The organism is Burkholderia sola (genome assembly GCF_905400185.1).
In the GTDB taxonomy this organism is placed as follows: domain Bacteria; phylum Pseudomonadota; class Gammaproteobacteria; order Burkholderiales; family Burkholderiaceae; genus Burkholderia; species Burkholderia sola.
Genome location: NZ_FR989675.1, coordinates 1,084,942 through 1,109,386 on the forward strand (window position 1 = coordinate 1,084,942; position 24,445 = coordinate 1,109,386).

25 protein-coding genes and 2 tRNA genes are annotated in these 24,445 nt (G+C 68.5%); 10 read left to right on the forward strand and 17 right to left on the reverse strand.

What is annotated here, in order from left to right; translation table 11 throughout:
• Positions 1-72 precede the first annotated feature (72 nt).
• Complete coding sequence (locus KR541_RS05070; RefSeq protein WP_006486208.1) at positions 73-291, reverse strand: RNA-binding S4 domain-containing protein; 219 nt, start codon at positions 289-291, stop codon at positions 73-75.
• Between the two features lie 266 nt (positions 292-557).
• Between KR541_RS05070 and KR541_RS05075 the strand changes: the two genes are divergently transcribed.
• The gene (locus tag KR541_RS05075) at positions 558-959 is read left to right on the forward strand and encodes a hypothetical protein (protein WP_050011498.1); all 402 of its coding nucleotides are present in this window, start codon (positions 558-560) and stop codon (positions 957-959) included.
• Positions 960-1,084: 125 nt separating this feature from the next.
• Here the strand turns inward: KR541_RS05075 and KR541_RS05080 are convergent, their stop codons facing one another.
• The 8 genes from KR541_RS05080 to fdxA form a co-directional block, all read right to left on the reverse strand.
• Entirely contained in the window at positions 1,085-1,861 is a 777-nt protein-coding gene (locus KR541_RS05080; protein WP_050011497.1) for a DUF4088 family protein, read from the reverse strand.
• Positions 1,862-2,021: 160 nt separating this feature from the next.
• Entirely contained in the window at positions 2,022-2,360 is a 339-nt protein-coding gene (locus KR541_RS05085; RefSeq protein WP_050011496.1) for an AzlD domain-containing protein, read from the reverse strand.
• Positions 2,357-3,124 (reverse strand): AzlC family ABC transporter permease, encoded by a 768-nt coding sequence (locus tag KR541_RS05090; protein ID WP_050011495.1) that lies wholly within the window; start codon positions 3,122-3,124, stop codon positions 2,357-2,359. Before KR541_RS05090 ends, KR541_RS05085 begins: the two co-directional genes overlap by 4 nt.
• Before the next feature lie 140 nt (positions 3,125-3,264).
• Positions 3,265-4,152 (reverse strand): AraC family transcriptional regulator, encoded by an 888-nt coding sequence (locus KR541_RS05095; protein WP_124557536.1) that lies wholly within the window; start codon positions 4,150-4,152, stop codon positions 3,265-3,267.
• Positions 4,153-4,213: 61 nt separating this feature from the next.
• The gene (locus tag KR541_RS05100) at positions 4,214-4,699 is read right to left on the reverse strand and encodes a CreA family protein (RefSeq protein WP_050011493.1); all 486 of its coding nucleotides are present in this window, start codon (positions 4,697-4,699) and stop codon (positions 4,214-4,216) included.
• A 128-nt stretch (positions 4,700-4,827) separates the two neighbouring features.
• Positions 4,828-4,903: transfer RNA gene (locus KR541_RS05105), tRNA-Asn, on the reverse strand.
• A gap of 72 nt (positions 4,904-4,975) precedes the next feature.
• Positions 4,976-5,051 (reverse strand) — tRNA-Asn (locus KR541_RS05110).
• Positions 5,052-5,156: 105 nt separating this feature from the next.
• Positions 5,157-5,480 (reverse strand): ferredoxin FdxA, encoded by a 324-nt coding sequence (gene fdxA / locus KR541_RS05115; RefSeq protein ID WP_011544919.1) that lies wholly within the window; start codon positions 5,478-5,480, stop codon positions 5,157-5,159.
• Positions 5,481-5,766: 286 nt separating this feature from the next.
• Between fdxA and pncB the strand changes: the two genes are divergently transcribed.
• From pncB to KR541_RS05140, 5 genes are all read left to right on the forward strand, one after another.
• Positions 5,767-6,966: a nicotinate phosphoribosyltransferase gene (pncB, locus tag KR541_RS05120; RefSeq protein ID WP_050011492.1), complete on the forward strand. Its 1,200-nt coding sequence runs from the start codon at positions 5,767-5,769 to the stop codon at positions 6,964-6,966.
• Positions 6,967-7,053: 87 nt separating this feature from the next.
• Entirely contained in the window at positions 7,054-7,716 is a 663-nt protein-coding gene (locus tag KR541_RS05125) for a LutC/YkgG family protein (RefSeq protein WP_050011491.1), read from the forward strand.
• 43 nt (positions 7,717-7,759) lie between these two features.
• Positions 7,760-9,190, forward strand: coding sequence for a sodium:proton antiporter (locus tag KR541_RS05130; protein WP_176016901.1), 1,431 nt, complete (start codon positions 7,760-7,762; stop codon positions 9,188-9,190).
• A gap of 81 nt (positions 9,191-9,271) precedes the next feature.
• Positions 9,272-10,261, forward strand: coding sequence for a 2-hydroxyacid dehydrogenase (locus tag KR541_RS05135; RefSeq protein ID WP_050011803.1), 990 nt, complete (start codon positions 9,272-9,274; stop codon positions 10,259-10,261).
• Complete coding sequence (locus KR541_RS05140; protein ID WP_050011489.1) at positions 10,258-11,736, forward strand: DNA recombination protein RmuC; 1,479 nt, start codon at positions 10,258-10,260, stop codon at positions 11,734-11,736. Before KR541_RS05135 ends, KR541_RS05140 begins: the two co-directional genes overlap by 4 nt.
• An 82-nt stretch (positions 11,737-11,818) precedes the next feature.
• On the opposite strand, the gene KR541_RS05145 is transcribed toward KR541_RS05140, so the two are convergent.
• From KR541_RS05145 to KR541_RS05170, 6 genes are all read right to left on the reverse strand, one after another.
• Positions 11,819-12,304 (reverse strand): GNAT family N-acetyltransferase, encoded by a 486-nt coding sequence (locus KR541_RS05145; protein WP_050011488.1) that lies wholly within the window; start codon positions 12,302-12,304, stop codon positions 11,819-11,821.
• Positions 12,301-12,576, reverse strand: coding sequence for a hypothetical protein (locus KR541_RS05150; protein ID WP_006476519.1), 276 nt, complete (start codon positions 12,574-12,576; stop codon positions 12,301-12,303). The genes KR541_RS05145 and KR541_RS05150 overlap by 4 nt, the downstream gene beginning before the upstream one ends.
• A 37-nt stretch (positions 12,577-12,613) precedes the next feature.
• Positions 12,614-13,912 (reverse strand): molybdopterin molybdotransferase MoeA, encoded by a 1,299-nt coding sequence (gene moeA, locus KR541_RS05155; protein ID WP_050011487.1) that lies wholly within the window; start codon positions 13,910-13,912, stop codon positions 12,614-12,616.
• 111 nt (positions 13,913-14,023) lie between these two features.
• Positions 14,024-14,641 (reverse strand): molybdenum cofactor guanylyltransferase MobA, encoded by a 618-nt coding sequence (gene mobA, locus KR541_RS05160; protein WP_050011486.1) that lies wholly within the window; start codon positions 14,639-14,641, stop codon positions 14,024-14,026.
• A 28-nt stretch (positions 14,642-14,669) separates the two neighbouring features.
• Complete coding sequence (gene moaA, locus KR541_RS05165) at positions 14,670-15,782, reverse strand: GTP 3',8-cyclase MoaA (RefSeq protein WP_050011485.1); 1,113 nt, start codon at positions 15,780-15,782, stop codon at positions 14,670-14,672.
• Positions 15,783-15,914: 132 nt separating this feature from the next.
• The gene (locus tag KR541_RS05170) at positions 15,915-19,097 is read right to left on the reverse strand and encodes an Rne/Rng family ribonuclease (RefSeq protein WP_216089394.1); all 3,183 of its coding nucleotides are present in this window, start codon (positions 19,095-19,097) and stop codon (positions 15,915-15,917) included.
• Positions 19,098-19,817: 720 nt separating this feature from the next.
• Between KR541_RS05170 and KR541_RS05175 the strand changes: the two genes are divergently transcribed.
• The 4 genes from KR541_RS05175 to KR541_RS05190 are packed head-to-tail and all read left to right on the forward strand — an operon-like array spanning position 19,818 to position 22,890.
• Positions 19,818-20,822: an RluA family pseudouridine synthase gene (locus KR541_RS05175; protein WP_050011483.1), complete on the forward strand. Its 1,005-nt coding sequence runs from the start codon at positions 19,818-19,820 to the stop codon at positions 20,820-20,822.
• A gap of 5 nt (positions 20,823-20,827) precedes the next feature.
• A complete protein-coding gene (locus KR541_RS05180) occupies positions 20,828-21,487 on the forward strand; it encodes an HAD-IA family hydrolase (RefSeq protein ID WP_124629901.1) in 660 nt (219 codons plus the stop codon).
• Positions 21,484-21,885 (forward strand): Rieske (2Fe-2S) protein, encoded by a 402-nt coding sequence (locus tag KR541_RS05185; RefSeq protein ID WP_050011481.1) that lies wholly within the window; start codon positions 21,484-21,486, stop codon positions 21,883-21,885. The genes KR541_RS05180 and KR541_RS05185 overlap by 4 nt, the downstream gene beginning before the upstream one ends.
• Positions 21,886-21,897: 12 nt before the next feature.
• The gene (locus KR541_RS05190; protein WP_050011480.1) at positions 21,898-22,890 is read left to right on the forward strand and encodes a S49 family peptidase; all 993 of its coding nucleotides are present in this window, start codon (positions 21,898-21,900) and stop codon (positions 22,888-22,890) included.
• A gap of 69 nt (positions 22,891-22,959) precedes the next feature.
• Here KR541_RS05190 and KR541_RS05195 read toward each other — a convergent pair whose 3' ends face one another.
• Both KR541_RS05195 and KR541_RS05200 read right to left on the reverse strand, forming a co-directional pair.
• The gene (locus KR541_RS05195) at positions 22,960-23,682 is read right to left on the reverse strand and encodes an SAM-dependent methyltransferase (RefSeq protein ID WP_011544932.1); all 723 of its coding nucleotides are present in this window, start codon (positions 23,680-23,682) and stop codon (positions 22,960-22,962) included.
• A complete protein-coding gene (locus tag KR541_RS05200) occupies positions 23,679-24,311 on the reverse strand; it encodes a Maf-like protein (RefSeq protein WP_050011479.1) in 633 nt (210 codons plus the stop codon). The genes KR541_RS05195 and KR541_RS05200 overlap by 4 nt, the downstream gene beginning before the upstream one ends.
• Positions 24,312-24,445 lie beyond the last annotated feature (134 nt).

The following is a 24,445-nucleotide window of genomic DNA, read 5'->3' on the forward strand; positions in this document are numbered from 1 at the left end:
GCGCCGATGGCCATGTCGCGGGCAGGGGAACGGCCAGGGCCTGCGCAAGCCCGTTATCAGCGTGAACGGGCGCTATGCCTCGCGTACCGCGATGCGCGTGTCGCCGAGCAGTACGACCTGGCCCGCGCGGATTTTGCAGGTCTTGCGCAGCTCGACCGCGCCGTCGACTTTCACCGCGCCGGACGCGACGATCAGTTTCGCGGTGCCGCCGCTGTCCGCGAGGCCGGTGATCTTGAGAAGGTTGTGCAGCTCGACGTATTCGCCGGTCAGCGTGAAATCCAGATTGGGCATGACGAGGAAGGTGCGCGGTGCGCGGGAGGAAACGCTCCGCATCATACGGCACCGCGGGCCGGCACGCGAGCGCGGGCCGCCGCCGCACGTTGTAAAGGACTGTGAGCGATTCGTCAGCAAATGAAACGGTGGGTAACAGTCTGAGAGATTCGCGAACCGGCCGCGTGGGCCGCGGGTCTTCTGTCGTACCTGCTGCGTGTTGCGGCGGGAACGCGACGGTCCGCATCGCTGCGGACCGGGCGCACAACTTCGTGAGGAGAATTGCCATGTCCAAGATTCGTACGATGCTGATCGGTGCCGCGCTGACGGCGTTCGCCACTTCGGCCGCATTCGCCCAGACGGGCACGACGGCGCAAGGCGCGGCGGGTGCCGGCGTACAGACGCAGGCTCCGGCGGCAGGTGTCGGCGCAGGCGTGCAGGGTGGTGCCGGCGCGAACGCGTCGGGCAATGCGACGGGCGGCGCGACCGATGCGGTCGGCGCGGCAGCCGATGGCGCGAAGGATACGACGTCGTCGGCCGTCCATTCGACCAAGAAGCACACGAAGCATGCGGCGAAGTCGGCCAAGAGCCATGCGGGCTCGGCCAAGAAGAAGGCCGACGACGCGACCGAAGGCGGCGCCTCGGTCGGCGCGCAGGGCGGCGCATCGGCCCAGGGCGCCACGCAGTAAGCAGTGTCCGGCGCCGTCGCGACGCGTGTTTTCGGACGGCGCGTCGCGACGGGCGATCGTCCGGCGGCCCGGTTCGCTTTGCGCGAATCGGGCCGTTTTCGTGGGGTAATAAGCGGGACGCGTACTTACGGCCGGCGCTGGCCTTGCCCCTGGCCCTGGGCCGGCCGCACCGCAGCCGGCGTGAATACGCTGCGCAGCCACGCGGCGAGGCGCGCGAAGACGTCGTACGGTTCCTCGACGAAGATCTCCGGCTTCAGCAGCCGCAGGTATTCCATGATCTGCTGCGCTTCCTGCTTCTGGAACGAGCCGTGCGCGAGCCCGAGCCGCAGCAGCCCGCGCAGTTCGCCGAGCTTGTCGCGCGCGGTGCTGCCGACGCTCATCTCGCATGCGAGCTTGGCCTCGTAGATCCGCTGCCGCAGCGATTCCGCGAGCCGCCACGCGGGCGTCTGCATCAGTTCCTCGAGCGTCTGGATGTCCTGCGCCGCCGCCTTGATCTGCGACGCGAGCGGGTCGATCAGCGACGCGTCGCCCTGTGCTTCGGCGACGATCGCCTTCGCCCAGTCGCGGCATGCCTTCGCGAGCTCGTCGGGCGTCCATTCGGAGCGCGACGCGAAGCCGAAGCCGAATTCGCCGGCCTGCCGCATCAGGATCGCGACGACGTCCGGAAATTCCTTGTCGAGCGTGCGCTTGGCCCATGCGTACTGGCCGCCCTGCAGCATCCGCTGCACGGCGTGCTCGGTCAGCGGCACCATGTTGTCGAGCAGCTTGGCGCGCAGGAAATCCTCGAACGACGGCGTCGCGAATTGCGGGTCGAGTTTCAGCGATACGCGCACGAACGCGTCGTAGTCCTTGCGCAGGGACTCGAGCGTGTCGTCCTTGAGGGAAAGGGTGATCTGGCCCATGAATCATCTCGATGACGGCCCGCGCAAGCCGGCGCCGGCGCGGCGCACCGGAGCGGGCGCCGCGTCGACTGACCGATGCGCGCCGGGGCCGGTGGCGGGTCTTCCTCTCCTATATCGGCGGGCCGCGCGGAAACTTGAGCGCGCGCGATGGAGCGTGCGCTCAGGCAGGCGGCCAGTGCGGGATGACGACCCCTTGCCACAGGAAGAACACCGCGAGCCCGGCTGCGATGGTGACGAGCGGCCGGCGGGTCGCGGCCGACACGAGCACGGCCGCGAGCGCGCCGACGAGCTGCGGATTGCGCCACGTCAGCTCGGCCGTGCCGCCGTGCGGCGAGACGGTCATCGGCACGATGATCGCGGTCAGCACGGTGACCGGCACGAAGCCGAGCGCGGTCCGCACGAGCGGCGGGAACGTCAGCCGCTCGCCGAACAGGAACAGCGTCGAGCGGATCGCATACGTGATGACGGCCATCCCGAGGATCAACAGCGCGTAGTTCACGATGCGGCCTCCGGGCGAGAGCGGGCCCGCGTGCGGTCGTGCCGCAGCGTGAGCACGACGCCGATCGCGACGCCGGCGGCGACCGCGCCGAGCAGCCCGAGCTTGTACGGCCAGCCCTGCCAGAAGTACGCGAGCGTGCCGGCCGTCGCGGCCGCCGCGAAGTAGCGCAGCGTGCCGAGCTGCGGGACGACGATCGCGATGAAGGTCGCCGCCATCGCGAAGTCGAGGCCGAGCGACTGCAGGCCCGGGAACGCCGTGCCGAAGCCGATGCCCGCGAGCGTCCAGACCTGCCAGTTCAGGTACATCGCGAGCCCGGAGCCGAAAAAGTAGTGGGGGCCGATCGTGCCGGGCGGGTAGTGCCGGTAGTGCCCGTAGGCGACCGCGAACACTTCGTCGGTCATCAACGCGCCGAGCGTCGCGCGCCAGCGCAGCGGCAGGTGTGCGACATAGGGCGCGAGCGTCGCGCTGTACAGCAGGTGGCGCAGGTTCACGATCAGCGTCGTGGCGAGCACGACGGCGAAGCTCGCGCTGCCGGCGATCAGGCCGAGCGCGATGAACTGCGCGGACCCCGCGAACACGGCGAGCGACATCAGCGCGCCATGCCAGGCGGCAAGCGGGCCGCTGCCGACGAGCGTGCCGAAAATCACGCCGAACGGCGCGGCGCCGATCATCATCGGAATCGTGTCGCGCGCGCCATCGAGCCATTCGTTGAGCGGGCGACGCGGGGGTGAGGCGGGTGTCTCGTTCAAGTAGCGCTCCTCCATGAGCTGGAGGATAGCGGGCCGGTGGCGGGCCGGCTTGTATGTTCTTGCGCTCGCGGGAGCGGGGTCGGTGCCCGAGTGTCGGCCGGCGCGGCGGGTCGCTGCGCGGTGCGGTCCGACCGACGACGGCGGGAAGCCGTGCGTCAGCTTGCCTGCCAGCGCCCGGGCGGCACGCCGAACATCCGTTTGAAATGCCGCGTGAAGTGGCTCTGGTCGACGAAGCCGCTGGCCGCGGCGACATCGGCGACCGGCACGCCCGCGCGTAACGGTGCCAGCGCGCGCTGCAGCCGCAGCTGGTTGCGCCACGCATGCGGCGGCATGCCGGTCGTACGCGTGAACAGACGCGCGGCGTGGAACGGCGACAGGCCGACCGCCTGCGCGACGTCGTCGAGCGTCACCGCGGACGTCAGATCGGCGGCGAGCCGCTCGCGCATCGCGTCGACGCGCGGTTCGTCGGCCGCGAGCGGCGCCGGTTGCGGCCGCACGTCGGCATGGCGCACGATCAGCGTCGACAGCGCGTCGAGCATCGCGGTTTCGGCGGCGAGCGGATCGTAGACGCGCGGCGCGTCGGTAGCCGGACCGTCGGCCGCATGCGACGACAGCGCGCGCTCGCTGCCGGCTTCCAGCATCCGATGCGCGAGCGTGAGCCGGGCCGCCAGATCGGCGTCGCGGATCACGCCGGGGGCGAACCATGGCGGATCCTGCGGGCGGCCCGCGACTGCACTCGCGAGTTCGCGGATGAATTCCACCGGCATGTAACTGACGCGATAGCACCAGCCCTCGTCGGCGGCACGCGACCCCGTATGCACTTCGCCGGGATTGATCACGGGCACGGTGCCCGTTTCGGCGACATAGCCGTTGCCGCGATAGGTGAAGCGTTCCGCGCCTTCGAGAATCACGGGGATCGTGTACGCATCGTGCCAGTGGGGCGCGAACGCGTGATCGCGATAGGTGGCCGTGAGCAGGTCCGCGTCCGGCACGAGCGGCGTGCGCCAGTAGCGTGCGGAATCGGGAAGGCGGGTGGCGGACATGATCGGGCGCGGGAGCGGTCGAACCGACAGTGTATCGCTCGCGCCCCCGGCGGGTGCGGGCTTACTTGACCGGAATCGTCGTGCCGGCCGGCATCGGCACCGCGGTGACGGCGTTCTTCGGGCTGCCGCTGACGATGCGGTCGCTGTAGGTCAGATAGACGATCGTGTTGCGTTTCTTGTCGACCACGCGCACGACGTGCAGCGTCTTGAAGATGAACGACATGCGTTCGCTGAATACGTCGGCCTGCTGCTTGAGCGGTTCCTTGAAGCTGATCGGGCCGACCTGCCGGCACGCGATCGACGCTTCGCTCGGATCCTCGGCGACGCCGAGCGTGCCCTTGATCCCGCCGGTGCGCGCGCGCGACACGTAGCAGGTCACGCCGTTCACGACCGGATCGTCATAGGCCTCGACGACCACGCGATCGGAACCCGTGACGCGGAAATGGGTGTTGACGCTGCCGACTTCCTCCGCGTGCGCGAGCGGTGCGGCGGCGACGGCGGAGAGCAGGAGGGCGGCGGGGGCGAAACGGAGGAGGCGATGCTTCATCGACGGAACCGGATGCGGATGCGGGACAGAGACTCTAGCATGCGCATGACCGGGTCACGCAACGCAGGAAGGCGGACAAGGGGGCCGGAAAAACAAAAGGCCCGTCGAATGACGGGCCTTTCGCTATTTGGCTCCCCGACCTGGGCTCGAACCAGGGACCTACGGATTAACAGTCCGGCGCTCTACCGACTGAGCTATCGGGGAATAAATCGGTACATCTGCGTGCTATGTTTTCCAACAAAAAACCCGTCCACTTTCAACGGGCTTTTGCGTTTTTGGCTCCCCGACCTGGGCTCGAACCAGGGACCTACGGATTAACAGTCCGGCGCTCTACCGACTGAGCTATCGGGGAACAAACAAGCAACAGCAGAGAAACGAGATTGTATGGAGTGTTCGCTAACCTGTCAACACTTCGAAGCCGCGACGCATGAAATTTTTTGCGGTCGCCGCCGTGCGATCAGCGCTCGAGCAGGTGCAGCTTGTCCTGCACGTCCTTCCATTCGTCCGCGTCGGCCGGCGCCGGCTTGGTCTTCGTGATCGACGGCCAGTTCTTCGCCAGCTCGGCGTTCAGCTCGGTGAACTGCTGCTGGTCGCCCGGAACGTCTTCTTCGGCATAGATCGCATTGGTCGGGCATTCGGCGACGCACACGGCGCAGTCGATGCACTCGTCCGGATCGATGGCGAGAAAGTTGGGACCTTCACGGAAGCAATCCACCGGGCACACATCCACGCAATCCGTGTATTTGCACTTGATGCAGCCTTCGGTCACAACGTGAGTCATTAAAACGCTCCTGCTTGGCGGTATATGGGGTGGCGTTTGCGCCAAAAGCGGCATTGTAACTGAAGCGCCAAACCCGCATGACGAGGTCGGCTATCCGGCTTATATCGTTTCGTGATTAGTTTATGGGGCGCGCGACACGGATACCCGTACGCCAGGCACCGGCACGATACGGCAAGGCGGCGGCCGGTTTCACGATGGTCGGGCCCGCATTCGGGTAACATGGCCGACAGACCGGGCGGCGCGCGGTGCGCCGGTGCCCTGTCACGATATTGGCGCTGCCGTCATCATGATCATCACTTCGCTGCTGGACACGGATCTCTACAAGTTCACGATGATGCAGGTCGTCCTGCATCACTTTCCCGCTGCAAACGTCGAATACCGGTTCCGCTGCCGCACGCCCGGCGTCGATCTCGTGCCGTACATCGACGAGATTCGCGACGAGGTGCGCGGCCTGTGCTCGCTGCGCTTTTCCGACGTCGAACTCGACTACCTGCGGCGGATGCGCTTCATCAAGAGCGACTTCGTCGACTTCCTCGCGTTGTTCCACCTGAACGAGAAGTACATCTCGATCACGCCGTCGCCGAAGGGCAACGGCGAGATCGACGTCGTGATCGAGGGGCCGTGGCTGCACACGATCCTGTTCGAGATCCCGGTGCTCGCGATCGTCAACGAAGTCTATTTCCGCAACACGCAGCGCGAGCCCGACTATCGCGAAGGGCGCGAGCGGCTGCGCGAGAAGATCAAGCTGCTCGGCGCGAAGCCCGAATTCGCCGACTGCAAGATCGCCGACTACGGCACGCGCCGGCGCTTCTCGAAGGTCTGGCACGAGGAAGTCGCGCTCACGCTGCGCGACGGGCTCGGCCCGCAGTTCGCGGGCACGAGCAACGTGCTGTACGCGATGAAGCACGACATCACGCCGCTCGGCACGATGGCGCACGAATACCTGCAGGCGTGCCAGGCGCTCGGCCCGCGGCTGCGCGATTCGCAGATCTACGGCTTCGAGATGTGGGCGAAGGAATATCGCGGCGACCTCGGGATCGCGCTGTCGGACGTCTACGGGATGGACGCGTTCCTGAACGACTTCGACATGTATTTCTGCAAGCTGTTCGACGGCGCGCGCCACGATTCGGGCGATCCGTTCGACTGGGGCGAGCGGATGCTGCGCCACTACGAGGCGAACCGCTGCGACCCGCGCACTAAGGTGCTCGTGTTCTCGGACGCGCTCGACATCCCGAAGGTCATGCAGCTGTACGAACGGTTCCGCGGCCGCTGCAAGCTCGCGTTCGGCGTCGGCACCAACCTCACCAACGATCTCGGCTACGTGCCGCTGCAGATCGTGATCAAGATGGTTCGCTGCAACGGCCAGCCGGTCGCGAAGCTGTCGGATTCGCCGGGCAAGAGCATGTGCGACGACAAGGCCTATCTCGCGTACCTGCGCCAGGTGTTCGGCATCGCGCAGCCGGTCGAGGAAGACGCGTCGAAGTAGGCGTTGGCCGTTCGGCCGAAGGTGTGTCGCGGCAGGGGTGGCCGGTATAATCCGACGTATTGCACGCCAACGTCACGAGGACCGTTCATGGACACTTCCGCCGCCCGTCGCCAGATCCTCGCGCGCATTCGCGCGGCGCAGGGGCGCGCGGCCGAACCCGATGCAGCGGAGCGCGACGGCGTCGCCGACTATCTCGCGCGGCATCCGCAGGGCCCGCGCCCGCCGGCGCCGGCCGACCTCGTCGCTGCTTTCGTCGACGAAGCGGGGCGCCTGTCGACCACGGTCGACGAAGTCGCGACGCTGGCCGACGTGCCTGCCGCCGCCGCCCGCTATCTTGCCGCTCAGGGTCTGCCGACGCAGGCCGTCGCATGGCGCACGCTGGCCGATTTCGACTGGGCCGGCGCCGGCCTGTCGGTCGAGTGCCGCAAGCCGCGCGACGGCGATCTCGTCGGCCTGACCGGCTGCTTCTGCGCGACCGCCGAAACGGGGTCGCTGGTGCTGCTGTCCGGTCCCGACACTTACGCATCGGCCGGTCTTTTGCCGGAAACCCACATCGCGATCGTGCCGGCGTCGCGCATCGTCGCCGGTCATGAAGACGCGTTCGCGCTGATTCGCGCGGAGCGCGGCGAGCTGCCGCGCGCGGTCAATTTCGTGTCGGGCCCATCGCGCACGGGCGACATCGAGCAAACGATCATTCTGGGCGCACACGGCCCGTACCGCGTGCACGCGATCGTCGTACGGGGCGCATGACGCGCCCGCCGCATTCACAGTTACTCGAACAAGGAAGTTCCGCATGAAACGACATGCCGCCTGGGCGGGCATGGCGTCGGGAATCGCGCTTGGCGCCACTCCCGCGCTCGCATCGGCCGCCACGCTCGACGGTGCCACGCTGTCCGCGCTCTGGGGCATCCCGTTCGCCGGGATCCTGCTGTCCATCGCGCTGTTCCCGCTCATCGCCCCGGTGTTCTGGCATCACCACTTCGGCAAGATCGCGGCCGGCTGGGCGATCGTGTTTCTCGCGCCGTTCGCGGTCGCGTTCGGCGCCGGCGCCGCGTTCGGCACGCTCGTGCATGCGCTGCTCGAGGAATACATTCCGTTCATCGTGCTGCTCACCGCGCTCTATACGGTCGCGGGCGGCATCTGCGTGAACGGCAACCTGCACGGTTCGCCGAAGCTGAATACCGCGATCCTCGCGCTCGGCACGCTGCTCGCGAGCGTGATGGGCACGACGGGCGCCGCGATGCTGCTGATCCGGCCGCTGCTGCGCGCCAACGACAACCGCAAGCATGTCGTGCACGTCGTGATCTTCTTCATCTTCCTCGTCGCGAATGCAGGCGGCTCGCTGTCGCCGCTCGGTGATCCGCCGCTGTTCCTCGGCTTCCTGAACGGCGTGAGCTTCTTCTGGACGACCACCCATCTCGCGCTGCCGATGCTGTTCATCTGCGTGGTGCTGCTCGCGCTGTTCTTCGCGCTCGATACGTACTTCTACCGGAAGGGCGGCGAGGAGCGGCCGGCCGCGCTCGATCCGACGCCCGACGGCGCGGCGCTGTCGATCGACGGCAAGATCAACTTCGTGCTGCTGGCGGCCGTGATCGCGCTCGTGCTGATGAGCGGCGTGTGGAAGCCGGGCATCTCGTTCGACGTTTGGGGCACGCACGTCGCGCTGCAGAATCTCGTGCGCGACGTCGCGCTCGTGGTCGTGACGCTCGCGTCGCTCGCGCTGACGCCGCGTTCCGCGCGCGACGGCAACGCGTTCAACTGGGCGCCGATCGAGGAAGTCGCGAAGCTGTTCGCGGGCATCTTCGTGACGATCGCGCCGGTGATCGTGATCCTGCGCGCGGGTGCGGACGGCGCGTTCGCGCAGATCGTCCATCTCGTCACGGGCCCCGACGGCAAGCCGGTCGACGCAATGTACTTCTGGGCGACCGGCATCCTGTCGTCGTTCCTCGACAACGCGCCGACCTATCTCGTGTTCTTCAACCTCGCGGGCGGCGACGCGCAGACACTGATGACGACCGGCGCGTCGACGCTCGCCGCGATTTCCGCCGGCGCGGTGTTCATGGGCGCGAACAGCTATATCGGCAACGCGCCGAACTTCATGGTGAAGGCGATCGCCGAATCGCGCGGCGTGAAGATGCCGAGCTTCTTCGCGTACCTCGGCTGGGCGCTCGTCGTGCTGATACCGGTATTCCTGCTGACGTCGTGGCTTTTCTTCACGGCGTAAGCTGACGTTTTTCAACCCCGAGCGGGCGGCTCCGGCGGCGCATCGCGCGCCGCGATCCGTCCGCGGTATGCGGAGATGGCGATGCAGAAGATCCTGGTCGCGCGTCCGATCTTTCCGGACGTGATCGAACGGCTCAAGCAGTATTTCGACGTCGACTGGAACGACGGCGATGCGCTCGCGCCCGACGCGCTTGCCGCGCGTCTGGCCGACAAGGACGGCGCGCTGACGGCCGGCGACCCGGTCGGCGCGGCCACGCTCGCGGCGGCGCCGCGCCTGCGGGTCGTGGCGAACATGGCGGTCGGCTACAACAACTTCGACATGGCCGCGTTCAACGCGGCGAACGTGCTCGGCACCAACACGCCCGACGTGCTGAACGAGTCGACCGCCGATTTCGGCTGGGCGCTGATGATGGCCGCCGCACGCCGGATCGCCGAATCCGAACACTGGCTGCGCGCCGGTCACTGGCGGAAGTGGGCGTACGACGGCTTCCTCGGCACCGACATCTACGGCTCGACGCTCGGCGTGATCGGGATGGGCCGTATCGGCCAGGCGCTTGCGCGCCGCGCGCGCGGTTTCGGGATGCAGGTGATCTATCACAACCGGTCGCGCGTCGCGCCCGAGATCGAGGCCGAGCTGGATGCCGAATACGTGTCGAAGGATGCGCTGCTTGCGCGCGCCGATCATGTCGTGCTCGTGCTGCCGTACACGAAGGAGAACCATCACACGATCGGCGCGGCCGAGCTCGCGAAGATGAAACCCACCGCGACGCTGACCAACATCGCGCGCGGCGGGATCGTCGACGACGCGGCGCTGGCCGCCGCGCTGCGCGACGGGACGATCGCCGCGGCCGGCCTCGACGTGTACGAGGGCGAGCCGAGCGTGCATCCGGCGCTGCTCGAGGTGCCGAACGTCGTGCTGACGCCGCATATCGCGAGCGCGACCGAAAAGACTCGCCGCGCGATGGCCAATCTCGCCGCCGACAACCTGATCGCCGCACTGGGCGAAGGGCCGCGTGCGGGGCAGCCGCCGAATCCGATCAACCCTGACGTGATCGGGAAGCCGCGCGCATGACGACGACGTTGTTGCTTGCGGCGGTCGTCGTGCTGGCCGTCGCGCTCGCGGTGGCGATCGTCGCGCTCGTGCGCGGCGGCGGCCGCCACGACGACGCGGCCGTGCTCGGCGACCAGATCGAGGACGCCGCGCATGCGCAGGCGCGCGCGGTCGAGCGGCTCGAACGCGAATTGCGCGGCGAGATCGTCGAGACCGCACGCGGCTCGCGTACCGAGCTGGCCGGCAGCTTCGCCCAGTTGCAGCAGACACTCGCCGCGCAACTGACGAGCGTCGCGACCGTGCAGAACAACCAGATCGAGGGGTTCGCGCAGCAGCTCGGCAAGCTCGTCGCCGGCAACGCGCAGCAGTTCGACGCGATGCGCGAGAGCGTGCAGCGCCAGGCCCAGCAGGCACGCGAGGAGCAAACGGGCGCGCTGCGGCTGTTCGGCGACACGCTGAACCGGCAGCTCACGCAACTGACCGAGGCGAACGACCGCCGGATCGGCGAGGTGCGTGCGACGCTCGAACAGCGGCTGAAGGAAATCGAGACGAACAACGCGGCGAAGCTCGAGGAGATGCGCCGCACCGTCGACGAGAAGCTGCACGCGACGCTCGAGCAGCGGCTCGGCGAATCGTTCAAGCTCGTGTCGGACCGGCTCGAACAAGTGCATCGCGGGCTCGGCGAGATGCAGACGCTCGCGGCCGGCGTCGGCGATCTGAAGAAGGTGCTGACCAACGTGAAGACGCGCGGCACCTGGGGCGAAGTGCAGCTCGAGGCGCTGCTCGAACAGATGCTTACGCCCGACCAGTACGCGAAGAACGTCGTGACGGTGCCGAAGCGTACCGAGCGCGTCGAATTCGCGATCCGGCTGCCGGGGCGGGACGCCGGCACGCGCGACGCGTCGCCGGTGTGGCTGCCAATCGACGCGAAATTCCCGCGCGAAGACTACGAGCGGCTGATCGACGCGCAGGAGCGTGCCGACGCGGTGGCCGTCGAGGAGGCGGCGCGTGCGCTCGAGGCGCGGGTGCGGATGGAAGCGCGCACGATCGCCGAGAAGTACGTCGCGCCGCCGTACACGACCGATTTCGCGCTGCTGTTCCTGCCGACCGAGGGGCTCTATGCGGAGATCCTGCGCCGCCCGGGGCTGACCGACCTGCTGCAGCGCGACTATCGCGTGACGGTCGCGGGGCCGACCACGCTCACCGCGCTGCTCAACAGCCTGCAGATGGGGTTCCGCACGCTCGCGATCGAGCAGCGTTCGAGCGAGGTGTGGCAGGTGCTCGGCGCGGTCAAGACGGAGTTCGGCAAGTTCGGCGACGTGCTCGCGCGCACGAAGGCGCAGCTCGAAACGGTCACGCGCTCGATCGAGTCCGCCGAGCAGCGCACACGTGTGATGAACCGCAAGCTGAAGCAGGTCGAGGCGTTGCCGGGCGATACGGCGGCCGGGTTGCTCGGCGCGGAAGAGGCCGAAGGCGCCGACGCGGACGACGCGTGACGCGCGTTGCTGGCAACTGTCGGACAGAAGAAACGGGCGCCCGTTTTCCTTTGCAGCGGTCACCGGCGCAGCCGGCTCGCGTTCAATGCGCGGCGAGCGTGTCCAGCGCGTCGCCCGTCACGCGCACGATGCGCCACTCCGGCAGCACGGTCGCGCCCATCTTCTCGTAGAAGTCGATCGCCGGCTGATTCCAGTCGAGCACCGACCATTCGAAGCGCGCGCAACGGCGCTCGACGGCGAGCGCCGCGAGATGGCGCAGCATCGCGGTGCCCAGGCCCGTGCCGCGCTGCGACGGCTGCACGTACAGATCCTCGAGATAGAGCCCGCGGCGGCCGAGGAACGTCGAATAGTTGTGGAAGAACAGCGCGTACGCGACGATCGTGCCGTCTTGTTCGGCTACGCGTGCCTCGGCGGCAGGATGCTCGCCGAACAGCGCGTCGGCGAGATCGGCTTCGGTCGCGACGAACAGCTCGGTGAGCTTTTCGAACTCGGCCAGCTCGCGCATCAGCGCGAGGATCGTGCCGACGTCGCGCGTGTCGGCCGCGCGGATCAGCGGCGTGCCGCTCACGCTTCTTCCGGCGGATCGGACAGCACGATCTCGATGCCGCCGAAGCGCGATGCGACCCAGTTGTACGCATGGCACGCGATCCACAGCAGCACGAAACCGAGGATCGCGTTCAGCAGCAGTGCGCTCAGGATCGTGCTCAACTCGACCATCCCGTAACGGATATACGCAACGAGAATGCCGAGCAGCACGATCGGCACGCTGAACGTCAGGTAGACGAGGATCAGCGCCTTGGCGGTCTGCCCCGCGGCGATCGACGAGATTTGTTTCTTCATGTGCGGATTGCCCCCGTAGAAATATACCGATTGGAATTCAGATCAGGCCGTCGAGCGGCAGGATGTCGACCGGGGCGCCCGCGTCGACTGCCGCGGAATCGTGGCCCAGGACGATGAAACAGTTGGCGGCCGCGAGACCGCTCAGCGACGCCGAGCTTTGCGATCCGACCGGTACGACGTGCCATTGACCGTCGGCGGCGCGCGTCGCGATGCCGCGCAGGTAGTCGGTGCGGCCGGGGCGTTTCTTCAACGGTTGCGTGCTGAGCGCCGTGTACATGGCCGGCGGCGGCGTGCGCGCGCCGGCCAGCGTCAGCAGCGCGGGGCGCACGATCGCATGGAACGTCACGGCAGACGCGACCGGATTGCCGGGCAAGCCGAAGAACAGCGCGTGACCGGCGTCGTCGGCCGCGCGGGCGAGCGTACCGCACGCGAGCGGGCGGCCCGGTCGCAGCGCGAGGCTCGCGAACGTCACGTCGCCGAGCCGGGCCATCACGTCGCGCGTGAAATCGGCTTCGCCGACCGACACGCCGCCGGACGTGATCACCGCATCGGCCTGCGCGGCGATGGCGTCGCGCAATGCGGCTTCGAGCGCGGCCGGGTCGTCGCGGACGATCCCGAGATCGATCGCGTCCACGTGCAGCCGTTCGAGCATTGCGATCAGCATCCCGCGATTGCTGTCGTACAGCGCGCCGCGGCCGAGTGGTTCGCCGGGCTCGCGCAACTCGTCGCCGGTCGAGAACACGGCGACGCGCACGCGCCGGCGCACCGTGACGTCGACGATGCCGAACGACGCGAGCAGGCCGAGATCGGACGGCCGCAAAATGCGGCCCGCGGCGAGCGCACTGGTGCCGCGCGCGAGATCCTCGCCGGCCTTGCGGCAGTTCGCGCCGCGCGCGACGTCGTGCGCGGCGAAGCGAATCGCGTCGCCGTCGACGCGAACGCGTTCCTGCGGAATCACCGTGTCGCATCCGGCCGGCATCGGCGCGCCCGTCATGATGCGCACGCATGCACCGGCCGCCACGGCGCCGTCGAACGGATGGCCGGCGAACGCGGTGCCGACAACCGTCATCGCGACCTCGCCCTGCGCCGACGCGAGTGCCGCGGCTCCGCCGTCGAACGCATAGCCGTCCATCGCCGAGTTGTCGTACGCGGGAATGTCGAATGGCGCGCTCACGTCGGCCGCGAGCACGCGATCGAGCGCCTCGCGCAGCGCCACCGTATCGCACGCGTCGACGGGCACCGCGAAGCGGCACGCGAGTGCCTGCGCGTCGGCGAGCGACAGCGGGGCATCGGGGTCGGGTGCGGTTCGGGAGGCGGGCGAGGATTGCGTGATCATCAGTCGGACTGCGCCGCAAGGCGTATCGGGTTCGTGGCCGGTGGCGCGAGGAGGGTGCCGGGGCGCGGGTTTCGCGTGCGGCAGACGCCGGGCGGGAACGGCGCGGGGCCGTCAACGGCGGGCCAGCGCGGCCAGTTCCTGCCAGGAATTGGCATTGTAAAACGCACGCTCGTCGCGAAACTCGACTTCGACCGTCGTGTGGCGTGCGTACCACGCACGCATCTTGCGGTCGCCGGCTGCGAGTCGGGCGGCGAGGTCGTCCGCCAGCGACGTGCGCAGCAGCGCGAACGTCGGCTGCGGCGAGCGCATCTGCTGCGCGTCGACGGTGACCGCCATCGCGATATCGGCCTGTTGCGCGTCGAGCGCCGCATGCAGCCGCGCGACGAGGTCGGCGGGCAGATAGGGCGTATCGCACGGCGAGCACGCGACCAGCGGTGCGCGCGCCGCGCGCATGCCGGCAAGCAGGCCCGCGAGCGGCCCGGGGAAGTCGGGTGTTTCGTCGGCGACGATGCGCGCGTCGAACGGCGCACCGAGTTCGGCATAGCGATCGGCATGGCGATTCGCGCTGATCACCGTCTCGTCGACCTGCGGCGACAGCCGGCGCAGTACGTGCAGCGCGAGCGGCGTACCGTCGAGCAGTTGCAGGCCCTTGTCGACGCCGTCCATGCGCGTGGCGCGCCCGCCCGCGAGCAGCAGGCCGGCGATCGACGGGGAGGCGGGAGCGGGCATCGTGCGCGGATGGACAGAGCGGCGTGCGTCAGCCGCCGATATACGACATTTCGACGCGCTTGCCGGCGCCGTCGGGCGCGCCGTCGGCCAATGCGCTGCCGCGCAGTTGCGAATAGCGGTCGGTGCGCGCGTGCCAGATGCGGGCGATCGCGGTCGCGATCTCGGCATCGGTCGCGCCGCCGCGCACGAGCGCACGCAGATCGTGCCCCGTCGACGCGAACAGGCACAGGTACAGCTTGCCTTCGGTCGACAGCCGCGCGCGCGTGCAGTCGCCGCAGAAGGCCTGCGTGACGCTCGAGATCACGCCGATCTCGCCGCTGCCGTCCGCATAGCCCCAGCGCTGCGCGGTCTCGGCCGCCGTGTGCGGCTCGAGCGGCACGAGCGGGAAATGTTCGGCGATGCGCGCGACGACGTCCGCCGACGGCAGCACCTCGGTCATGTTCCAGCCGTTCGACGTGCCGACGTCCATGTATTCGATGAAGCGCAGGATCACGCCGGTGCCGCGAAAACGCTCGGCCATCGGCAGGATCTCGCTGTCGTTGGTGCCGCGCTTCACGACCATGTTGACCTTGACCGGCGCGAGGCCCGCGGCCTGTGCGGCGAAGATGCCGTCGAGCACGTCGGCGCTCGCGAACTCCGCATCGTTCATGCGCTTGAACAGCGTATCGTCGAGCGCATCGAGGCTGACCGTGACGCGCGTGAGCCCGGCGTCCTTCAGCGCGCGCGCCTTGCGCGCGAGCAGCGAGCCGTTGGTCGTCAGCGTCAGGTCGAGCGGGCGGCCTGCGTGCGTCGTCAGGCGCGCGAGCCGCTCGATCAGGAATTCGAGGTTCTTGCGAAGCAGCGGCTCGCCGCCCGTGATGCGGATCTTTTCGACGCCGTGTGCGACGAAGAGCCGCGCGACGCGCTCGATTTCCTCGTGCGTAAGCAGCGCGCTGTGCGGCAGGAACGGATAGTCCTTGTCGAAGACCGCGCGCGGCATGCAGTACACGCAACGGAAGTTGCAGCGATCCGTCACCGAAATGCGCAGGTCGCGCAGCGGCCGGGCGAACGTGTCGGCCAGCGTGCCGTCGGGGGCATGCGCGATGCCGGAGACGTCCGGCATCCCGCTGACGTCGGCGAGGGGAATGATGCGTCGGGACATGTTGGAAGAAGTGCGAACCAGACTGCTATTTTAGCCGCAACCGGCCGGCGGGGCCGGTGGGCGGAAACCCGCAGCGCGGACGTGAAAAAGCCCGCCGGAGGCGGGCTTTTCCTAGGTCGTGCGATGCGCCGTTCAGTGGTGCGTCGTTTCGACCTGCTGCATCGGGGCCGTATCGGCCGGCGGCAGCACCTTGCGTTCGCGCGGCACGCGGGCCGGGCGCGGGAGTCGCGATGCGGCTTCCTGCGCGGCCGCGAACTTGTCGGCGTCCGTGTTCACCCAGATGAGACCGGCCTGCTCCAGCACGACATCCAGGCTCGCCGAAGCGGGCGCGGCTGCCGGTTGTGCGGGAGCCGGCGTCGGTGCCGGTGCGGCGACGGCCTCGACCGGTGCTGCGTCGACAGGCGCTGCTTCGACCGGTGCCGGTTCGACTGCCACCGGAGCGGCTTCGATCGCGACGGCCGGTGCGGCTGGCTCGACCGGTGCGGCTTGCGGCGCCTCGACAGCGACCGGCGCGGCTTGCGGCGCGTCGACAGCGACCGGAGCGGCCGCCGGCACTTCGAACGCATCGGTCGGCGATACCGCGACCGGCGCCGGGCCCGCTTCCGCGACCGCCGGTGCGACCGGTGCCGGTTCTGCTGCCTGGACGGCGACGACGGGCTCGACCGGGGCGGCCGGAGCCGCTTCGGCGTGTGCCGGCGCCGGCTGCGCTTCGACAGCGGCTGGTGCGGCATGCTGCTCGGCGACGGCTTCCACGGCGACCGCGCTGGCCGCGGCCGCGACGACTACCGGTGCGGCAGTGTGGGCCGGTTCGGCCGCGACCGGCGTCACGGCTTGCGCCGCGACTTCGCCTTCGGCGCCTTGCTCGGCCTGGTCGACCGAGCCGTCTTCCTCGCGCTCGCGACGACCGCCGCGGCGGCCGCGACGGCGACGGCGGCGTTCTTCGCCGTCACGTGCGCCGGCTTCCGCATCGGCTGCCAGTTCCGCGCCGGGCAGGGCTTCTGCAACAGCCTTGTCGGTTTCCGGTTCCGGATGGTTTTCGCCGCGGGTGACGGTTTCGAGCGTGGCCGCATGCTGGGTCGGCTTGCGGCGTTCGCCGCGCTCGCGACGCTCGCCGCGTTCCTGGCGCTCGCCACGGCCGGCTGCTTCGACGCCTTCCGGCTGTTCGCCGCGCTCGCGCGGTTCGCGGTTTTCCCGCGGTTCGCGCGGCTCACGGGCTTCACGCGGCTCGCGACCTTCGCGCGGGCCACGGCCCTCGCGGCCTTCGCGACCCTCACGGTTTTCACGACCTTCGCGGTTTTCGCGACCCTCGCGGCCCTCACGCAGCTCACGACCCTCGCGCGGCTCACGGCCTTCACGCGGTTCGCGCACTTCCTTGCCTTCGCGCTCCTGGCGTTGCGGCTGGCCACGGCCGGCGGCTGCCTGGTCACGGCCGCCTTGCGCCTGCTGGGCGCCGCCGCGACGGTTGCGGTTGCGATCGCCGCCGCGCTGCTCGGTCTTTTCGTTGCGCTCGCGAGCCGGGCGGGCTGCCTGCTCCTTCGCCGGGGCTGGCGCGACCGGTGCGGGCGCCGGTGCCGGCGACACGCCGAACAGGCCCTTCAGCCAGCCGATGAAGCCGCCGCTTGCCGCGGCGACGGGCGCCGGGGCGGGGGCCGCAACGGGTTCGACCGGACGCTGCGGCGCCGGGCTCGGTGCCGGACGCTCGGGCGTGATGCCCTTGACCGCGGCTTCCTGCTTCGGCTTCACTTCGGCCGCACGCTTGCTGTAGCCGGTTTCCGACTCGAGCTCGCGGGCCGCTTCCTCGGCCATCTTCCAGGATGCGCGCGGATCGTCGAGGCGCGCGTCGTCGTGACGCAGGCGCTCGAGCTTGTAGTGCGGCGTATCGAGGTGCTTGTTCGGGATCAGCACGATGCCGACCTTGAAGCGCGACTCGATCTTGTTGATTTCCTGACGCTTTTCGTTCAGCAGGAAGGCGGTCACCTCGACCGGCACCTGGCAGTGGATCGCCGCGGTGTTTTCCTTCATCGCTTCTTCCTGAATGATCCGCAGGACCTGCAGCGCGGACGATTCGGTATCGCGGATGTGGCCGGTGCCGTTGCAGCGCGGGCACGTCACGTGGCTGCCTTCCGACAGCGCCGGGCGCAGGCGCTGGCGCGACAGCTCCATCAGGCCGAAGCGGGAGATCTTGCCCATCTGCACGCGCGCACGGTCGTGCTTGAGCGCGTCCTTCAGGCGCTGCTCGACTTCACGCTGGCTCTTCGCCGATTCCATGTCGATGAAATCGATCACGATCAGGCCGCCGAGGTCGCGCAGGCGCAGCTGGCGGGCGACTTCGTCGGCCGCTTCGAGGTTCGTGCGGGTGGCCGTTTCCTCGATGTCCGCGCCCTTGGTCGCGCGGGCCGAGTTCACGTCGATCGCGACGAGCGCTTCGGTGTGGTCGATCACGATCGCGCCACCGGACGGCAGCGGCACCGTGCGCGAGTACGCGGTTTCGATCTGGTGCTCGATCTGGAAACGCGAGAACAGCGGCACGTCGTCGTGGTAGCGCTTCACCTTCGCGACGTTGTCCGGCATCACGATGTCCATGAACGCACGGGCCTGATCGTGGATTTCGTTCGTGTCGATCAGGATTTCGCCGATATCGGGCTGGAAATAGTCCCGGATCGCGCGGATCACGAGGCTCGATTCCAGATAGATCAGCATCGGCTGGCCGGCGTTGCCGCTTTGCGACGCCGCTTCGATCGCGCGCCACAGTTGCAGCAGGTAATTCAGGTCCCATTGCAGTTCCTCGGCGCTGCGGCCGATGCCCGCGGTACGGGCGATCATGCTCATGCCGTCCGGAATCTGCAGTTGCGCCATCGTTTCGCGCAGTTCCTGGCGCTCGTCGCCTTCGATCCGGCGCGACACGCCGCCGCCGCGCGGATTGTTCGGCATCAGCACGAGGTAGCGGCCGGCGAGCGAGATGAAGGTGGTGAGGGCGGCGCCCTTGTTGCCACGCTCTTCCTTCTCGACCTGGACGATCAGCTCCTGGCCTTCGCGCAGCGCATCCTGAATGCGCGCGGAGCGCATGTCGATGCCGTCCTTGAAGTACTGGCGGGCGACTTCCTTGAACGGCAGGAAGCCGTGGCGGTCTTCGCCGTAGTTGACGAAGCACGCTTCGAGCGACGGCTCGATACGGGTGATGACACCTTTGTAGATATTGCCTTTGCGCTGTTCGCGCCCGGCGGTTTCGATGTCGATGTCGATGAGCTTTTGCCCATCGACGATGGCGACGCGCAGCTCCTCCTGCTGCGTCGCATTGAACAGCATGCGTTTCATGAACGACTCCAGGCGGCTCCGCTGCCGGCGCCTCGCGGTTGTCAGTGGCGAGGGCGGGAACGACGGCAGGCCGCACCTTGTTGTGTTGTCACGAGCACGCTGGAGCGGGAACGCTGGCGGGGAGAATTGCCTGAAGAGGCGCTTGGGCCCGAAAGACGGGGCCGGCGGCCATAGGGCACCTGCGAATACGGCTTCAAAGCACGGCGTTCACACACCGCACGCTGCAAAAGCGCGCTAAGCCTGTCCGGGCATTGCCACGGGCGCGCGCAATGCGTCGCGCGCGCCGACGGGCGGCAGATGCTGCGGCTTGGGCCGCAGCGGGGAGTATCGAATCCAGCCCGACTTTCCCGCTTGGGGTGTACTTCCCTGGTTTGACGTCGCCAAGCCCCGCACGCTTCGCGGGGCCAAATCGGGCGCAACGCCGTAATTTTCGCAACCGGCAGCCTGCGGACGCACTGCGCGCCGTCGGGCTGCCGATCAAATTCTTTTCAACCAACTTTCCGTTACCGCGGCGCCTTGCCGACCGAATCCGCCTGTGGGCGCGATCCTTGCCGACGGGCGGCGCCGTGCGTGCAACTTGCTGCATCTCTTTGATTAGGGGCGAGCAGCGGACCCCCGGCGCAAGTAAAATAGCGGTTTGCGCTTGCGCCTTGCCCAATTCAGCCGGGGCCGGCCGATCAGGCCACCCACAACGTCAGGCTGGGCAAAATTATATTCAGTATGAATGAGTTAGGCAAAATATCCCAGAATTCGGTCGCAAGCGGCCAGGTATCGATGATCGAGATCGACGAAAACTCGGCCGGTCAGCGTATCGACAATTTCCTGTTGCGCGTCTGTAAAGGCGTGCCGAAAAGCCATATTTACCGGATCCTGCGCAGCGGCGAAGTGCGCGTGAACAAGGGCCGGATCGACGCGCAGTACCGCCTGGAACTGGGCGACCTCGTCCGCGTGCCGCCGGTGCGCGTGGCCGCGGCCGACCTCGCGCGCGCCGACACGCCGGTCGTGCCGCCCGCGAATTTCGACGTGCTGTACGAGGACGACGCGATGCTCGTGATCGACAAGCCGGCCGGGGTCGCGGTCCACGGCGGCAGCGGCGTCGCGTTCGGCGTGATCGAGCAGATGCGGCAGGCGCGCCCGCGCGCGAAATTCCTCGAACTGGTGCACCGGCTCGACCGCGAGACGTCCGGCATCCTGATGCTCGCGAAGAAGCGCACGGCGCTCGTCGCGCTGCACGAGCAGATCCGCGAGAACCGGATGGACAAGCGCTACTTCGCGTGCGCGCACGGCGAATGGCAATCCGACTGGGGCCGGCGCCGCGCGGTGAAGGCGCCGCTGTTCAAGTATTCGACCCCGGAAGGGGAGCGCCGCGTGCGCGTGCAGGACGATGGGCTGGCCTCGCATACGGTGTTCAACCTCGTCGACCGCTGGTCCGACTATGTGCTCGTCGAAGCGGAACTCAAAACGGGTCGGACCCATCAGATACGGGTACACCTCGCGCATCTCGGCTTGCCGATCGCCGGCGACGCGAAGTATGGCGATTTCGCACTGAACAAGGCGCTGGCGCGCGCGAACGCGCAGCCGTCGCTGAAGCGGATGTTCCTGCATGCGCACCGCCTCAAGCTCGCGCATCCGCTGACCGGCGAGGCGCTGCAGTTCGATGCGCCGTTGCCGGCCGAATGCCGGCGCTTCCTCGATCAACTCAGCGCATTGCGCGATACCGCCTGAACCGCATGGCTCGACAGCAATTTGACCTGATCGTCTTCGACTGGGACGGCACGCTGATGGATTCGACTGCGCACATCGCGCACAGCATCCAGGCCGCATGCCGCGATCTCGGTCTGCCCACGCCGTCCGACGAGGCCTCCCGCTACGTGATCGGCCTCGGGCTGCGCGACGCGCTGCAGATCGCGGCTCCGACCCTCGATCCGTCCGACTATGCGCGGCTGGCCGAACGCTACCGCTATCACTATCTGCTCGACGACCAGCGCATCGAACTGTTCGCCGGCGTGCGCGAGCTGCTCGCCGAACTGCGCGACACGGGCTACCTGCTCGCCGTCGCGACCGGCAAAGGGCGGGTCGGGCTGAACCGCGTGCTCGACCAGTCGAAACTGACGAGCTGGTTCGATGCGACGCGCTGCGCGGACGAGACGTTCTCGAAACCGCATCCGGCGATGCTGCACGAGTTGTCGCGGGAATTGGGGCAGGACCTGTCGCGCACCGTGATGATCGGCGACACCACGCACGACCTGCAGATGGCCGCCAGCGCCGGCGCGGCCGGCGTCGGCGTCGCGTACGGCGCGCACCCGGCCGATGCGCTGGCGGCGCTCACGCCGCGCTTCGTCGCGCCGGACGTCGGCGCGCTGGCCGCCTGGCTGCGGGAGCACGCATGAGCGCGGCGCCGGACGCCGTGCGCGTATGCGCGTCCGACGCGCTGACCGACGGCGGCGTCGGCGTGCGCGTCGACGCGACGCTGCGCGGCGAGCAGGCCGTCGTGTTCTTCGTGCGTTACGACGGCCGCGCGTACGGCTACCTGAACCGCTGCGCGCACGTGCCGATGGAGCTCGACTGGGCCGAAGGGCAGTTCTTCGAGTCGTCGGGCCTCTATCTGATGTGCGCGACGCACGGCGCGATCTACGCGCCGGATACCGGCAAGTGCGTCGGCGGCCCGTGCCGCGGCGGCCGCCTGCGACCGGTCGAGGTCGACGAGCGCGACACGCCCGACGGCCGTGCGGTATTCTGGGTGCCCGATGCGGACCTGCATCCTGCCACTTCCGCCACGACCGATTGACGACACTACTGCATGGCCGACCAACCGAATTCCCCGGATTCCTCCTCCCGTCCCGACAGCCGTGAACCGAGCTGGGAGCGCGCGGCGCTCGAGCGGATCGCGCTCGCGGCCGTCAAGGAGCAGCGCGCGGCACGGCGCTGGAAGATCTTCTTCCGCTTCGCGTTTCTCGGCGTGTTCGTGCTGTTCGCGTTTGCGCTGATCGATTTCTCGAGCGATTCGAAGTTTTCGGCGAGCGGGCGGCATACGGCGCTCGTGACGATCGACGGCGAGATCGCGGCCGGCGTCAACGCGAACGCCGACGACATCAACACGGCGCTCGACGCCGCCTTCGACGACGACGGCACGGTCGGCGTCGTGCTGCGGATCAACAGCCCGGGCGGCAGCCCGGTGCAGGCCGGGATGGTCTACGACGAGATCCGGCGGTTGCGCGGCAAGTATCCGGACAAGCCGCTGTACGTCGTCGTGACCGACATGTGCGCGTCGGGCGGCTATTACATCGCGTCCGCCGCCGACAAGATCTTCGTCGACAAGGCGAGCATCGTCGGGTCGATCGGCGTGCTGATGGACGGGTTCGGCTTCACCGGGCTGATGGGCAAGCTCGGCGTCGAGCGGCGCCTGCACACGTCGGGCGAAAACAAGGGCTTCTACGATCCGTTCTCGCCGGAAACGCCGAAGATGGACGCGCACGCGCAGGCACTGCTCGACCAGGTGCATGCGCAGTTCATCAAGGCGGTGAAGGATGGCCGCGGCAAGCGGCTGCACGAGACGCCCGACATGTTCTCGGGCCTGTTCTGGACCGGCGAAAAGAGCGTCGAACTGGGCCTCGCCGACGGCTACGGCACGACCGACACGGTCGCACGCGACGTGCTGAAGGCGCCGGATCTGGTCGACTACACGGTGAAGGAAAGCCTGACGAATCGCGTCGCGCGCAAGTTCGGCGCGGCCGTCGGCGGCGCCGCGATGAAGGCGCTGACGGCCGGCGGCGCGTCGGTCAGCCTGCGCTGACGGCTGGCGGCAATCGGCGGGCCGCGACGGCCCGCCTTTCATCTGGCTGGCGGATCGCCGTTCGCGGCATCAATTCGCGAGCAGCAGGAAGATCGCGGGGCGCTTGTGCAGATTCGGCGCAGGCGCTTTTTTCCAGTCGGCCACCGTGCGGCTCGCGATCGTTTCGGTCGCGAGGGTCAGGTCGGCCGCGACGCAGATCTGCGTCGACGGCGCGCAGGTCGCGACCAGCGTGTCGAGCATCGCGTGATTCCGGTACGGCGTTTCGATGAATATCTGCGTCTGGCGCGCCTTGCGCGACAGTTGCTCGAGTTCGCGCAGCCGTTTCGCGCGCGCGGCCGCATCGACCGGCAGATAGCCGTTGAACGCGAAGCTCTGGCCGTTCAGGCCCGACGCCATCAGCGCGAGCAGGATCGAACTCGGCCCGACGAGCGGCACGACCTTCACGCCGCGCTCGTGCGCGCGGCGCACCAGCAGCGCGCCGGGGTCGGCGACGGCCGGGCAGCCGGCTTCCGACACGAGGCCCGCGTCCGCGCCGGCCAGCACGGGCGCGAGCAGCCGGTCGATGGCGCCGGCCGGCGTATTGACGTTCAGCTCGCTGATCTCGATTTCCTGGATCGGCCGCGTCGTGCCGATCTTCTTCAGAAACGCGCGCGTCGTTTTCGCGTTCTCGCCGATGTAATAGCCGAGCGTGCCGGCGCGCGCCTGCACGGCGGCGGGCAGCACGGCGGCGAGCATCGATTCGTCGCCTTCGCCGAGCGTGTTCGGGACCAGATAAAGCGTGCCGGCGGTCATGCGCGGTCTCCTCGGGTGGTGGCAAACAGCGGATAGTCGGCGGCGCGCAGCATCCGCGTGAGGGCGATCAGCGGCAGGCCGACGAGCGCGGTCGGGTCGTCCGAGTCGATCGCGTCGAGCAGCGCGATGCCGAGCCCTTCGGACTTCGCGCTGCCGGCCACGTCGTACGGTGTTTCCGCGCGCAGGTAGGCGTCGAGTTCGGCTTCGGGCAGCGAACGGAAGCGCACGTGCGTGACGATGTCCTCGACCTGCGCGTCGTCGGTGCGGCTGTCGTACAGGCAGAGCGCACTGTGGAATTCGACTTTGCGGCCCTGCATCGACATGAGCTGCGCGAGCGCGCGCTCGTGCGTGCCGGGCTTGCCGATCTGGTGCCCGTCGAAGGTCGCGACCTGGTCCGACCCGATCACGAGCACGCCGTCCGGCGCATCGATCGTCGCGGCCACGGCCCGCGCCTTCGCGCCGGCGAGGCGCAGCGCGGTCGCGGCCGGCGTTTCGCCGGCGAGCGGGGTTTCGTCGAGGTCGGGCGACACGACGTCGAAGGGCACGCCGAGGCGCTCGAGGAGCGCGCGGCGGTAGCGGGAACTGGAGGCAAGAATCAGCCGCGGCGGGCGGCAAACGGTATCCGGCATGGTCGGTTGGATCGGTGAGTCGTCAGGTGTGGCGCGGCGTTGCGCGGACGCAAGCTTAAGTGATTGACCGCAAAAGGTAAAACAGGTATGCTTTCCCGCTTTTCGTCGGCAGGCTTTCGTTGTGGTGGCGCCTG